The following is a 13,668-nucleotide window of genomic DNA, read 5'->3' on the forward strand; positions in this document are numbered from 1 at the left end:
AGGCGGGCTTATACGATCCGCCGGAGCTATTGATGAGCCAATAGGCACGCTAGGCGGGCTTATACGATCCGCCGGAGCTATTGATGAGCCAATAGGCACGTGAGGCGAGCTAATATGGTCCTCCAGAGCCGGTAATGGGCGAATAAGTATGTGCGACGGGCTTAAACGATCTGCCGGAGCCGGTGATGAGCGAATAGGCACGCGGGGCGGGCTTATACGATCCGCCGGGGCTATTGATGAGCCAATAGGTACGCTAGGCGGGCTAATACGGTCCTCCGGAGCTAAGCAAAATAGAATCGCCGAGGCGAATGCCCCGGCGGCGGTACCCGACAATCACTGAACAACAAGCTTCGAAGGATTGTTGACCTTGTACAGTATTTCCTTATTAAACTTTTTGTCCACGACTTTGCCCTCGAAGGAGATCACGTTGCCCACCTCGAGGCCGAAGCCCTTCAGCGTGTTGCTGTAGCCGCACCAGGCGTCGCCGATGTCCAGCGGATTGTCGCCTACGATGGCGACCTCCTCCAGCAGCAGGATCTCGTCGTCCCGCTCGGAGAACGGATTCGGCTTTGTCGTGAACTCCTTGACCTTGGCGGTGAATTTCACCTTGTCGGCGGGCAGCTCCAGCTTTTCCTTCTTCTCCTTCGGCTTTTTCTGGGCTTTGGCGGTCTTCGCCGCTTTCGCCGGCTTGTCCTCGCCATCTTCCCCGATCTCCGCTCCGGCGGCGGAAGCCGAAGCGGACGATTCGCCGCCCTCGGCCTCCTCCGTCTCTGCAATAACCGACTCCCGTCCGAACGTGCCGCTCTGCATTTCCTTCAGATAGGCGGGATGAATGCTGGTCTGCCGGCCATCCTCGAACTCTACGATCAGCACGCACATGTTCCCGTATTCCATATAACCCTTGATCGAGACCTGATGCTGCGCGGATGCGCTTTTGTACCAGAAATTCGTCTTCGGCGTCTTGGCGAACAGGCCCCAGCCGCGTCCCTTGTCCGCATAATCATCCTCGTTGTCGAAAGCGATATAATCCTCCAGCGGCGGATACAGCTTCAGATTGCTCCCTTTGGCAGCTTCCATTATCATTTCGCCATCCCTTCTATATCAAGCTTAGAAATTTGCGGATTCTCTCCAACGCTTCTTCTAATTGTACCTGGGACGAGGCGTAAGAACAACGGATAAATCCTTCGCCGCCCGAACCGAATACGTGGCCGGGAACGGTAACCACCTTCTCCTCCTGCAGCAAGCGGTGCGCGAACTGCTCCGAGGTCAGCCCCGTATGCGCGATCGAGGGGAAGGCATAAAACGCGCCTTGCGGCTCGTGGCACGGCAGCCCGATCTGCCGCAGCCCCTGGACGAATAACCTGCGCCGCTGATTGTAGGATTCGATCATCCGGTCCTTCTCCTCCATGCCGACCCGCAGCGACGCCAAAGCCGCCACCTGCCCCATGATCGGCGCGCACATGACCGTATATTGATGGATCTTCAGCATGGCAGCGATCAGCTCGCGCGGTCCGCACGCATAGCCGACGCGCCAGCCGGTCATCGCGAACGCCTTGGAGAAGCCGTTCACGACCAAGGTCCGCTCCTTCATGCCCGGCAGCGACGCAAAGCTGACGTGCTTATCCCCGTAGCTCAGCTCGGAATAAATTTCGTCCGAAATGACGACCAGATTGCGCTCCTCCGCCAGCCGGGCGATCGGCAGCCAATCCTCGTAAGTCATCACGCCGCCGGTCGGATTGTTCGGATAGCAGAGCACAAGCACCTTGGAACGCGGAGTCAGCTTCTCTCTCAACGCCTCCGCCTGCAGCTTGAACTGATACTCGGCATGCGTCTCGACGCCGATCGGCCTGCCCCCGCCGAGAAACACGATCGGCGAATAGGAAATATAACACGGCTCCGGAATAACGATCTCGTCCCCCTCGCTGATGAGCGCGCGAAGCGCGAGATCGATCGCTTCGCTGCTGCCGACCGTGACCAGCACTTCGCTGGAAGGCTCGTAGCTTACGCCGCAGGCGTCCGGCAAGTATTCCGCGATCGCCTCGCGCAGCTCGGGCATGCCCGCATTGGAGGTGTACGACGTCCTTCCTTTGTCCAACGCGGCGACGCAAGCGTCGCGAACGATCTGCGGCGTGACGAAGTCCGGCTCCCCCACTCCGAGCGAGATAACGTCCTTCATGCCCGACGTATAGTCGAAAAATTTGCGTATGCCCGACGGCGGCATTTCCCGGACTTGCGGAGACAGCAGCCGTTCGATCGGCGTCATCGTTTGGTGCGACATCTTCAATAGCTCCCCCTTCGAATAGAACAAAATTTAAAAACAAAAAAACCCGTCCGCAAGGGACGAGTTTGCACCCGTGTTACCACCCTGGTTCCGCCTTTCGTTTGCACGAAATACAGCGGCGCTCCGCAACGTATCCATCAATACGTGTTCCCGTTAACGCTGGAAATGCGGCAGAGCTTACTTTAATTTCAGTCTGCGTCTCGGAGATGGCTTTCCGTTATCGCCCGAACGTTGGCTTTCACCCGACCCAACTCTCTGCGGAACCGACGAATAACGTACTCTTTCTCTTCATTGACTTTTGGCAAACCTATTAAGTTGAAATTTATTATACGCACAGCCCGGTTAAAATGCAACTACAAAAAGAAACGGGCAAAACCGCGGCCTGGAATTGCGCACGGTCCCCGAACCGCGATCAAGCCGTCCGGCGCGGCGTCCTGTTCCGGCCCCCCAACGCCCGGCTCATGGGATGAACGGCGTCGTTCAAGGCAATACTGCACTTATTCCTATCGTGAACGGAGGGACCGATTCTTGAGCTCGGAGGAGAACGCGCTGTCGGTCGTAGCGCTCGGCGGCGTCAACGAAATCGGCAAAAACATGTACGTAATCCGCTACGCGGACGACATTCTCGTCATCGATTGCGGCTCCAAGTTTCCGGACGAAAGCCTGCTGGGCATCGACGTCATCGTGCCGGACATTACATACTTGCTTGAAAACCGGGATAAAATCAGAGCGCTTGTCGTCACGCACGGCCACGAAGACCATATCGGCGGCATTCCCTATGTGCTGAAGCAGCTCAACATGCCGATCTATGCCACCCGTCTGACGCTGGGACTGATCGAGATCAAGCTGCGCGAGCACGGATTGCTCGGCACTTCCCGGCTGAAGACGATCACCGCCGATTCTGTGCTCCGCTTCGGCAGCTTCAAAGTAAGCTTTTTCGCCACGAACCACAGCATCCCGGACTGCCTGGGCATCGCCTTGAATACGCCGGAGGGCGTCATCGTGCATACCGGGGATTTCAAATTCGATCTTACGCCGGTTAACGCCTATTACCCGGACATCCACAAGATGGCCGCCCTCGGCCATAAGGGCGTACTGCTGCTGCTCTCGGAAAGCACGAACGCGGAGCGTCCCGGCTTCACGCCTTCGGAACGGCTTGTCGGCGAGCATATCGAGGAGGCGTTCTCCAAGGCGGAGCAAAAAATTTTCATCTCCACGTTCGCCTCCAACGTGCACCGGCTGCAGCAGATCGTCGACGCCGCCCATCGGCTTAACCGCAAGCTCGCGCTGCTTGGCAGAAGTATGATTAACGTCGTTAACGTTGCCGCGGAGCTTGGCTATCTTCGTCTGCCGGAAGGGCTGATGATCGATCCGTCCGAGGTAAGCCGCTATTCCCCGAACGAGATCGTCGTGCTGTGCACGGGCTCCCAGGGCGAACCGATGGCCGCGCTCTCCCGGCTGGCGAGCTCCACCCACCGCCAGGTGGAAGTGCTGCGGGGCGATACGGTCATACTCGCCGCGACGCCGATCCCCGGCAACGAACGCAACGTCGCGCGCATCGTCGACAATCTGTACGAGATCGGCGCCAAAGTCATCTACGGCTCCGGTTCGGTGACCGGCATGCACGTCTCCGGACACGCGAGCCAGGAAGAGCTCAAGCTGATGCTCACGCTGATGAAGCCGAAATACTTTGTCCCGATTCACGGCGAATACCGGATGCTGTGCCAGCATCGTAATCTGGCGGAGTCCGTAGGCGTCGAGCGGGAAAATATCTTCATTGTCAAAAACGGGGACGTCGTCGACATCGAAGGAGGAATCGCCGGCCAGCGCCGCCGAATCCCGACCGGCAACACGCTGGTGGACGGTCTCGGCATCGGCGACGTCGGCCATGTCGTGCTGCGCGACCGCAAGCATATGTCCGAGGACGGCATTCTCATTCTCGTCATTACGCTAAGCCGCTCCGACAACAAGCTCGTATCCGGTCCGGACGCGATCTCGCGCGGCTTCGTGTACGTGCGCGAGTCCGAGGGATTGTTGGAGGAAGTCAGCCGAATCGCCGCCGTCGCTCTCGGCAAGCTGCTGGAGGAACGCGTGAACCAGTGGAGCACGTACAAGCAGACGATCAAGGAAGAGGTCGGCAAGTTTCTGTGGACCAAGACGAAGCGCCGGCCGATGATTTTGCCGATTCTTATTCAAGTATAGAAACCGATTTGCGCGATAATCTGGCCAGCAGCTCCGGCAGCGCGACTCCGAGCAGTACGACCGCGACGCCCGCCCACTGCAGCACGCTCACATGCTCCCGCAGCACGACGGCCGCCAGCAGCACGGCGACCGGCAGCTCCGAAGCGCCGAGGATGCCGGTCAAGGCTTCTCCGATGCGCGGCACTCCGATCGCGTACAGCACGGGCGGCAGGAATGCGCCGAACAGCCCGAGCAGCAGCCCGAACGGAAGCAGGCCGCTCCACAGCACGCCGTTGAACAGAAATGCAGGCGGGAACAGGACGAATACGAGCAGCATGCCTCCGGTAATCATCCACGCGCTGCGCGCCGCCGGATGAACGGATGGGACAGCCTTGCCGCTAAACAAAATAAACAGCGAGTAGCTGAGCGCGGACGCCAATCCGAACGCCACACCGCGCCAATCCAGTCCGGCCATCCCCTGGTCGATGACGCCCGCCGCCATAATCGTGCCGCCAAGGAGAACGGCCACCGTCAGCAGCATAGCGCCCCCGGGGCGCTGTCTGCGCGCGACGGCCTGCATCAGCACTCCGATCCAGGTAAATTGGAACAGCAGCAGAATCGCCAGCGAATTCGGAATGTAGTGCAGCGATTCATAGTACAGCAATCCTGTGACGGCCGTCGGCGTTCCCGCCGCCATCAGCAACAGGCGCTGCTTCCAGCCCAGCTTCGCCTTCCCTATCGTTGCCGTGCCGGTTTCGGGACGCCTGCGCGCGTTCCTTCCTCCCACTCGCATGAGCAGCGTTAACGCCCACGCCAGCACAAATCCCGTCAGCAGTTGGCTGCCGACGACCTCGCCGAGCGAGTAGCCCTGCGCGTAGGCTTTCGTGACTATCGTGGACAGAATGCCGTAGCAGACGGCTCCGAGCAGAACGGATAATTTATATTTCATGGCGTTATCTCTTCCTCCTTGTGCGGATGCAATAAAAAACTTCCTTGCCCGGAATACGGCTCGCGCGAGCGAACCGATTCGTAGCAAGGAAGTTAAGGCTTCCTGTAGAGACCCCCACCCTATTCTATGGGGTTATACGAACATATAGTCAATCGTAATTATGCCAGGCAACAGGATGAATAATACCGCCGCAGCTCGTAAATGTCAATAGGCGACAGGTCGGCGAGACAGTCAAGGACGCCATTAGCCCGGTTGATACCTTCGCGGGTGCCCGGGGCTATGCGCTCAGCTCCTTCGCCAGCAGCGAAGCGTAAAATTCCGCGCCCTGATTTTTCAGGTGGACGCCGTCCTTATAGAAAAAGTCGTCCTGTCCTTTGCTTGCGGAGTACCAGTCGACCAGCTTGACGTTGTCGTATTCCCCGGCAGCTTTCTTCAGCGCGGAATTGACGTTGTCCTGCCATTTGCGCGGCACCCGGACGTTCACCAGCCAGATGTCCCTCTCGTCGCCGATCGTCTCGATCAGCTTGACGAGCTGCTTGGAGTTAAACGAGCCGTTCGTGCCGAGCTCGATGACGATGCGATCTCCGAGCGACCCTGACGCGATCATCGCTTCGACAACTTCCTGCGCGTGCGTCATCTGGCGTCCGATCTTGCCGTCGACGAAGATGCCGGGAAGAAGCTTCTCCAAATACGGCGCCGCGTCCAGCAGAACGGAATCCCCGATGGCCGTAATCCCTTTGCCGGCGCCCTGGACCGGCTTAGGAGGCGGCGTTTGGCCGCGGTCGGGCTTATCCGTCTGTTTGGGCGGCTTGGAGGCCTCTCCTTTCCCCGTGTCCGGCTGCTTGGACGGCTCCGGAGACTCGGAGGTTTCCGCCTTTGATCCGCCGGGTTTATCCGTCGGCTTCGGCGGCTTGGTCGCCTCCGTTTCCCCGCTATCCGGCTGATTCGGTGACTCCGGCGGCGCCAAAGCCCCCGACTGTTCGGGGGTCTGCGACGACTCGGAGGCTCCCGGCTTTGATCCGTCGGGCTTATCCGTCGGCTTCGGCGGCTTGGTTGCTTCCGCTTCCCCGCTATCCGGCTGATTGGATGGCTCCGCAGATTCCGAGGCTCTCGGCTGTTCGAGCGGCCGCGACGTCTCGAAAGCTTCCGTATTCTCCGCTGCCGGCGTCTTCCCGCCGGTCGCTTCCGGCGGCCGCTCCGGGGACGGATGCTCGCTCGCGGTTTCCCCGTCGGCGTACACCGGCATCGTCGCGGCGGACTTGAGAATCGCCCCGTTAAACGACACCGCCAGCAGGCATACCGCGCACAGCGCGATCCCCGCCGAAGCTTTCCGGCGGCTCTCGGGAGACGTCCGCAGCCGCTTTCGCCATTCGCGCAGCGCGCCTCTTCGGATCGGCTCCTCGACGTATTTCCATGACAACGAGGCCAGGACGAAGCTGGCAGCCAGCTGCAGGACGACGCGAACCGGTTCCGGGCCTCCCGTATCGATCGACGGACTTGTCAGCGCGATAACCGGATAATGCCAAATATACAGACTGTAAGAGCGCACGCCGATCCACTTGAGCGGCTTGCTGCCGAACGCGAACGCCAGCAGGCCGGACGGCAGCGTAAGCGCCGCGATCGTCAGCGCCGACAGCACGGAGAGCAGCGCCAGACCGCCCTCGTACAGAAATCCGTCGTATTCGCCCGTCGTCGCGATCATCCAGACGATCGCGGCCAGGCTGATCGCTCCCGCCGCGTCCAGATACGTGCGGAACCGCCGCGGAATTCGCTCGCCCGCTCCGTCGCTCGGCCAAGCCGCCGCAAGCGCCGCGCCGATCAGCAGGGCAAACACCCGGGTGTCGGTGCCGTAATAGACGCGGCTCGGGTCCAGTCCGGGAACGTAGAGCAAGGCCATCGCCGCGGCCGAGACGAGCGCTCCGGCCAGAAGCAGCGCGATCAGCCCACCTCTTCTTCGCGCGACGCGCACGCCGAGAATAAGCAGCGGCGGCCAGAGCAAATAAAACTGCTCTTCGATCGCCAACGACCACAGATGGCCGATCGGCGACGGGGGGCCGAAGCTCTCGAAATACGATACCTCGTGGAAAATCAGCCACCAGTTATGAAAATACAGCGCCGCCGACACGAAATCGCCCTGAAGCTCCGTCAGTCGGGACCGATCGAACAGCAGCAGCCAGAGCGCCGTGCAGGCGAGCATCAGGAGCATGGCGGGCAGCAGCCTTCGCGCTCGCCGGATCCAGAATCCGGCCAGATCGATGCGCCTCGAACGCCGCCATTCCGACAGCAGCTGGTCCGTAATCAAATAACCGGACAGGACGAAAAAAACACCGACCCCCAGAAGTCCGCCGGGCGCCCAGCCCAGGTCCAAATGGTAGGCGATAACGGCCAGGACCGATAGCGCTCTCAATCCGTCCAGGCCGGGCATATAACGTCTGCCGCGCGGTTTCGTTCCACGCGCGGGAATGGATGGTCGATTCGGGGGCGGAAAACGGCTCGCGGCGTCTTTCATGCTCTCATACCTTCTTCTCTCTGCAGGTGTTTTTTCGCGGATATGGGCTAGACGTTTGAGCCTACGAAAAAGTTCGATCGGTTATTCAAGTTTTTTGCCGCCCAACGCAAAAAAACCGCCCGACAGGCGGTCCGGTTCAGCGGCGGCGCGGCATGGCGCCCCGCGCTCCTTCCAGCAATTGGCTAGCCGCGGGCGCCGGGGTCGCGGTCTTCCGGCAGCGCTCTTCGGCCGACGAAGCCGTCGTGCCAGCCATGGTAATGCCCGACCCGCTCCTCCCCTTCCTTCCAGCAGAGCAGCGCCGGCTCCCCTTCGATCATCGTCGGAAAATCGATTAGTCCGGGATCGATCATTTTCAGCAGCACGCCTTTGCGCGAGAAGTTGCGGATCATCATGTCCATCTCGATTCGCAGAAAGTCCAGGCTGCTCTCCATTTCGAAAAACGGATCGTTGTCGTGCGGCAGATCGGGAAAAGCATGCTTGTGGATCGACTTGAACTTAAGCAGGTCCCTGTGCCGGCTCTCTATTTTCCCCGCCAGCTCCTGCAGCGCAGCCAGCTCCCGTCGGATCTGCGGCAGCAGCTCGTTCGCCTCTTCCGCCGTAAACAGCTTATGTTCCAATCGCATCTTCTCCTTTGTCGAATTGCGGAGGACGCCCGATCAGCTTCCCGCCAACCGAACGATGTCCTTCACTTCGAGGACCGGCTTGTCGTAACCCGCCCCGGCCGCGCGAATCATCGCGACTCCCAGCTCGCGAAGCGTGGAGACCTGGTTCGGAAGCAAGCGCCGAAGGACCGGGTAGATCCAGGACATCAGGCGATAATAACGGTGCGTATTCGCCGCTCCCGGCGTAGGGTGCAGATAGCCCGGCCGGAACATGTACGCCGCTCGGAAAGGCAGCTTAAGAAGATCGTTCTCCGTCCTTCCTTTTACCCTGGCCCACATGCTCCGGCCCCGTTCCGTGCCGTCCGTCCCGGCTCCGGACACATAACAGAACGCCATATCCGGATTGTTCTTCGCCAGCAGGCCAGCCATATTCAGAGTCAAGTCATAGGTTTTGCGCGTGTACTCCTCTTCGCTCATGCCGACCGAGGACACTCCCAGGCAAAACAAGCACGCGTCCAGTCCGGCGAGCCGATCGGCAATCGGCGACAGATCGAAAAAATCCTCATGAATAATTTCCGTCAGCTTCGGATGCGACAGCCCGCAAGGCTTGCGGTTCACGACAAGCGCCCGTTCGATGCCGGGGTCGTTCAAGCATTCGAGCAGCACGCCTTCGCCCACCATGCCGGTAACGCCCGTTACAAGCACCTTCATCGTCCGTCTTCCTCCCTCTTGGATAAGCACCCATTCAAACCCATTATAGACACACTCCGGCCCGCGCACAAATGGCAAACCCGGCAAATGACGAAAAATCGCCCCGCAGAACCGGGACGCGCTGGGCGCCGGCCTGCGGGGCGATTATCGGTGCGGGCTCGCTGCTTAGAAGCCGACAGCCGCTTTATCCGCCTTCTCCACGCCTTCGGAAATCAGCTCCTCGGCTTTGTGGGGCAGCTGGTTATGGCCTTCGACGATAATGTTCTCGAACTGGGTGACGCCGAAGAACGCCATAATGTTGCGAATGTAGTTAAAGGACATTTCCGCGGCCGCGGCAGGTCCGTCGGAATAGATGCCGCCGCGCGCGTTCAGCAGGGCGATCTTCTTGTCCGGAATCAGGCCGACCGGGCCTTGCTCCGTATATTTGAACGTTTTGCCGGCTTCGTAGATGTAATCGATATACGTGTGCAGCACGGCCGGAATCGTCAGGTTCCAGAGCGGGAAGCCGAATACGACCTTGTCCGCGGCCAGAAATTGATCCAGATATTTGTGCTTGACGGCGATCGCTTCCCGCTCTTCCGGCGTCAGCTCGATGCCGCGCGCGGCCTTGAAGCTGCCGTTGATCATATTGGCGTTCAGATAAGGCAGGTCTTCCTTGAACAGGTCGAGCTCGACGACCTCGTCCTCCGGATGATTCCGCTTATAGCTTTCCAGGAAAGCGTCGTACAGCTTTACGCTGACCGCTTGCTCTCCGCGGTCGTTGGCTTTGACGAATAATACCTTGCTCATATCGGTGTTCCCTCCACTATATTTATTAAAGTAACTGTAGTAACTATAATCTTATTCCCGATCGCGCACATCGGCATTAAGACCGAATTCCGCGCATGAAAAAAATCCTCCCGAGGCGGAGGACCGGTCTTACGACTATAGTCTTAGAAGGCAAGGGATTATTCCACGGGAGAAAACGCGGACACCGCATACAGCGCCGCCTGCGTCCGATCGGTCAAATTCAGCTTGCCCAGAATGCTGCTGACGTGCGTCTTCACCGTCTTCTCCGCGACGACGAGCGCCTGCGCGATCTCCTTGTTGCTGAGCCCTTTGGTAAGCTGCTCCAGCACCTCGAGCTCCCTCGGCGTCAGCAGGTCGAGCGCTTCCTTCGAAGGCGCGGCCCGAAGCTCCTTTCCGCCCGGCGAGAGCTGCGACAGGATGACCGCGGAAATGTCGGGATGGAGCTGCATGTTGCCTTTGTACGCGCTGCGAATCGCCTCCACAAGCTGATCCGGCTCCACCTCCTTCAGCATATAGCCGATCGCTCCCGTGCGCAGCGCCGGAACGACGTGGCTGCTGTCCGCGAAGCTCGTCAGCACGAGCACTTTCACTTCGGGATGGCTCTCCGCGATCAGCCGGCTGGCTTCGATCCCGTCCATGACGGGCATATTCAAATCCATCAGCACGATGTCCGGCTTCAGCTTGTCCGTCATCTCCACCGCTTCCCGCCCGTTGTGGGCCTCGCCTACGATTTCGAAATCCGGCTGCATGGACAGGAAAAACGAAATGCCTTTTAACACGATCTGATGGTCGTCCGCTAGCAATAATTTGATTTTCACAGCCGTTCCTTCTCCTCCATGCACTGCTTCTCTATAATATGAATCGGTATTTTCACCTTGATGGTCGAAGGCATCCCTTTTCCGCTGGCGATCGCGATTTCTCCGCCGAGCGCCTCCGCCCGCTCCCGCATCGACATCAGCCCCATCGACCGCCGGCCCTTCCTCTTCCCGCCGCGTTCGAATCCTCTGCCGCGATCGGCGATCTCGAGTACCGCCTCCGTCTCGGTCTTCGTCACCCGGACGTAGGCGACGTTTGTGCCGGCATGCTTCTTCACATTGTTCAGCGCCTCCTGGCCGATTCGCCACAGCGCCTCCTCGATCGCCCTCGGCAAATCCATGACGCCTTCCGCCTGCTCGAAGACGGTCAGGCCGATGCGCTGCCCGTACTGCTTCAGCGCGGGAAGCAGCCCGTTCTCCAGGCCCGCCGGCCTGAGCTGCCAGATCAGCGCGCGCATTTCCTTGAGCACTTCCTGCGACAGCGCCCCGATCTCCCGCAGCGATTCCGCGGCGGCCGGCTCCTTGTCCGCGATCATCGCTTCCGCGCCCTTGGCCAGGAAGGACAGGGAGAACACCTTCTGGATAACCGAATCGTGCAGATCGCGAGCCATCCGGTTGCGCTCCTCGACCAAGGCCAGCTCGTTGCGCTGCTCGTTGATGCGCATGTTCTCGAAGCACAGCGTAAGATGGTCGCCCAGCGAATACATGAAATCCTCCGGATAGTCTTCGAACAGCTTGTTGCGCGGACTGCTGAGCAGCAGCACGCCGAAAGGGCGTCCTCGCGCGCGCAGCGGGATGGCGGCGGCGGAGCCGCTTGGCGGCAGGCCGAGCGTATTCAGCACTTCCTTGCACGCCGCGCCGTCGTGAGCCTCGATGACCAGCCGATTGTCGCGGTAAGCCGTTCGGACGATGCCGGCTTGCTCCAGCTCCAGGTCCTGCCATTTCTCATGAATGCGGTTGTCCTTGTACTGGGCCCATAGCGACAGCTCTTCGTTTTTGCTCGTGAACAGAGCCACGTTGGGCCATTCGAACGCGTCCCCGATCATTCTCACCGCCTTGACCGGCAGCTGGCTCGGCTCGAGTACGGAATTCATGCGCTGAATGACGTCGCCCAGCTTGGCGTAGAGCAGCGCGTTGCGCTCCTGCGCCTGATACAGACGGATGCGCTTGATCGCCATGCCGATCTGGAGCGCGACGGCGTGCAGCAGAGCCAGCTCGTCCTCGCTGAACCGCTCCTTGCCGGCTTCGGCCACGTTCAGCAGTCCGAACCGTTCGCTGCCCGCTTTCAGCGGCACTGTCGCGTGATGCGTCAGGTTCTCCGTATCGCCGATGCCGTGCTTGATCGCATAGTTGATTCGCTTGCACTCGATAATATTGACCGCCTGCTCCAGCTTGCGATTTCTGTAGCTCTCGATGCAGAAGCATTCCTCACCGCACATCAGGGCGTAATTGCCCGCGGTCAGAGCCGGCGGCACGTTCTCGGAGGCCGGACACTCGTAGCCCCTCTCGTCGTCGTTCATCAGGAAAATCCAGCCGGTCGTCAGACCGGTCACCTGCAGCAGCTTGTTCAATACGCCGTTCAGCATCGCCTCGAGCTCGTTGCTCGAATTCAAAGCCTCGGCGATTTCCTTCAACGCGATCAGCTCGTTCGCGCGAATTACCCGACTCATCCCGCTCTTCCTTCCGGAAATAGGTTTGTACAGATGAGTATAACCATTTTGCCATTCCTGCGAAAGAGGCGGGCGAAGCCGGCTCCGGAAGGCGCCCCGGTTTACGGCACGAAGAGATGGACGTCGCGGCCGGCCGGCACTTCCTTCGGCAGCTTTTTCGTCGCGCTGGGCACTTCGCGAGGCCGGTTATGAATCTCGTCCGCGGAATAGATCAGTACGGTCGTCTGCCCGCCGCCGGCGAACGAACGGATGAGCACCGGATGATCGTACGGGTTGCTGAACACGAAATCCGGTCCGTACCAGCTTACCGTCGCGTCCCGGCCCGGCGGAACGTAGGGAACGTTGCGGCTGTGCGAATACCGCCGGACAATCGTCATTCCCGCGCGGTCCACCGCGTTGAACAGCGTTGACGACACCTGGCAGATGCCGCCCCCGATGCCCTCGGCCACTTCCCCTCTGACGATAATTTTAGCGCGCTTGTACCCCTTGCCCGCCGTGCGTTCCCCAAGCGTCTCGTTAAACGAAAACGATTCTCCCGGAAACACGTAACGATTGTTCAGCGCTTTGGCGGCCAGATCGATGTTGTGGGAGCGGCTTTTGTTGTTCGAATTGTAGTAGGTCGTGTAATGGCCGATCATCTTCTCCTTGAGCGAGGCCAACAGCTCGCTGTCTACACGGGGATATATCGTTTTGAGCGGCGGCTGCAGAGAAGATGGCGTCCCCTCCACCATGAAGCGGTAGAAGCTCTTCTCCCAAGCGGCGCGATCCAGTCGGTAGCCCGGCTTCTCCGGCACGATCGCGCCCGAGGCGTCCAGCGCCGCGTTGAGGGGCGGCCGATGAACCAGCTTCTCGATCCGTCCCGTGAGCTCCAAGAACTTAACGTCGTTAACTATCGGCAATCCCGGCAGCGGGAATTCATAATCGGTGCGCCGTACGACGGCGATTTCTTCTCCGTCCGACATAATCGCAAGCCGCTCCGGCAATATGGCGGCATGCGCGAGCAGCAGCGCGCCAACGATCCATTTCCAAGCCAAGCTGATCCCTCGATTCGATGAAATAGCGGTTCCGTGCCGTTCGGCCGCGCCGTCCCGCACTTGACCTTACGTTGCTCGAAACTCGCCCGGCTTATGCCACATAATCGCTCCCCTGTTCGCCGAAAAT

Annotated in this window: 11 protein-coding genes, 1 riboswitch and 1 other annotated feature; of the genes, 1 reads left to right on the plus strand and 10 read right to left on the minus strand. The window is 59.9% G+C overall.

The annotated features are described in order from the left end of the window. Window positions 1–333: 333 nt before the first annotated feature. Window positions 334–1,083, minus strand: a complete 750-nt coding sequence (locus ACFFT4_RS08400; protein ID WP_378046702.1) for a hypothetical protein — start codon at window positions 1,081–1,083, stop codon at window positions 334–336. 13 nt (window positions 1,084–1,096) lie between these two features. After that, the gene (locus ACFFT4_RS08405) at window positions 1,097–2,278 is read right to left on the minus strand and encodes an aminotransferase class I/II-fold pyridoxal phosphate-dependent enzyme (protein ID WP_378046703.1); all 1,182 of its coding nucleotides are present in this window, start codon (window positions 2,276–2,278) and stop codon (window positions 1,097–1,099) included. Window positions 2,279–2,333: 55 nt separating this feature from the next. Continuing rightward, window positions 2,334–2,582, minus strand: a binding site (T-box leader). 227 nt (window positions 2,583–2,809) lie between these two features. Here ACFFT4_RS08405 and ACFFT4_RS08410 point away from each other — a divergent pair. After that, on the plus strand, window positions 2,810–4,483 hold the full coding sequence (locus ACFFT4_RS08410; protein ID WP_378046705.1) for a ribonuclease J: 1,674 nt from the start codon (window positions 2,810–2,812) through the stop codon (window positions 4,481–4,483). Here the strand turns inward: ACFFT4_RS08410 and ACFFT4_RS08415 are convergent. The 8 genes from ACFFT4_RS08415 to ACFFT4_RS08450 all read right to left on the minus strand — a co-directional run bounded on the left by ACFFT4_RS08415 (window position 4,470) and on the right by ACFFT4_RS08450 (window position 13,541). Next, window positions 4,470–5,411 (minus strand): EamA family transporter, encoded by a 942-nt coding sequence (locus tag ACFFT4_RS08415; RefSeq protein WP_378046707.1) that lies wholly within the window; start codon window positions 5,409–5,411, stop codon window positions 4,470–4,472. The two genes, ACFFT4_RS08410 and ACFFT4_RS08415, sit on opposite strands and share 14 nt — an antisense overlap. Window positions 5,412–5,472: 61 nt before the next feature. Continuing rightward, a riboswitch (purine riboswitch) is annotated at window positions 5,473–5,571 on the minus strand. A gap of 117 nt (window positions 5,572–5,688) precedes the next feature. Beyond that, the gene (locus tag ACFFT4_RS08420; RefSeq protein WP_378046709.1) at window positions 5,689–7,920 is read right to left on the minus strand and encodes an acyltransferase family protein; all 2,232 of its coding nucleotides are present in this window, start codon (window positions 7,918–7,920) and stop codon (window positions 5,689–5,691) included. 182 nt (window positions 7,921–8,102) lie between these two features. Further along, a complete protein-coding gene (locus ACFFT4_RS08425) occupies window positions 8,103–8,537 on the minus strand; it encodes a DUF2203 domain-containing protein (protein WP_378046711.1) in 435 nt (144 codons plus the stop codon). A 39-nt stretch (window positions 8,538–8,576) separates the two neighbouring features. Next, the gene (locus ACFFT4_RS08430; RefSeq protein WP_378046713.1) at window positions 8,577–9,233 is read right to left on the minus strand and encodes an NAD-dependent epimerase/dehydratase family protein; all 657 of its coding nucleotides are present in this window, start codon (window positions 9,231–9,233) and stop codon (window positions 8,577–8,579) included. Between the two features lie 165 nt (window positions 9,234–9,398). Next, entirely contained in the window at window positions 9,399–10,022 is a 624-nt protein-coding gene (locus tag ACFFT4_RS08435) for an FMN-dependent NADH-azoreductase (RefSeq protein WP_378046715.1), read from the minus strand. 158 nt (window positions 10,023–10,180) lie between these two features. Next, complete coding sequence (locus ACFFT4_RS08440; protein WP_378046716.1) at window positions 10,181–10,840, minus strand: response regulator; 660 nt, start codon at window positions 10,838–10,840, stop codon at window positions 10,181–10,183. Then, entirely contained in the window at window positions 10,837–12,507 is a 1,671-nt protein-coding gene (locus ACFFT4_RS08445) for a GAF domain-containing sensor histidine kinase (protein ID WP_378046718.1), read from the minus strand. Before ACFFT4_RS08445 ends, ACFFT4_RS08440 begins: the two co-directional genes overlap by 4 nt. A 101-nt stretch (window positions 12,508–12,608) precedes the next feature. Further along, window positions 12,609–13,541 carry a VanW family protein gene (locus ACFFT4_RS08450; RefSeq protein WP_378046720.1) on the minus strand — a complete coding sequence of 311 codons (933 nt, stop codon included), beginning with the start codon at window positions 13,539–13,541 and terminating at the stop codon, window positions 12,609–12,611. Window positions 13,542–13,668: the final 127 nt, after the last annotated feature.

This window comes from Cohnella cellulosilytica, assembly GCF_042431195.1.
In the GTDB taxonomy this organism is placed as follows: Bacteria; Bacillota; Bacilli; order Paenibacillales; family Paenibacillaceae; genus Cohnella; species Cohnella cellulosilytica.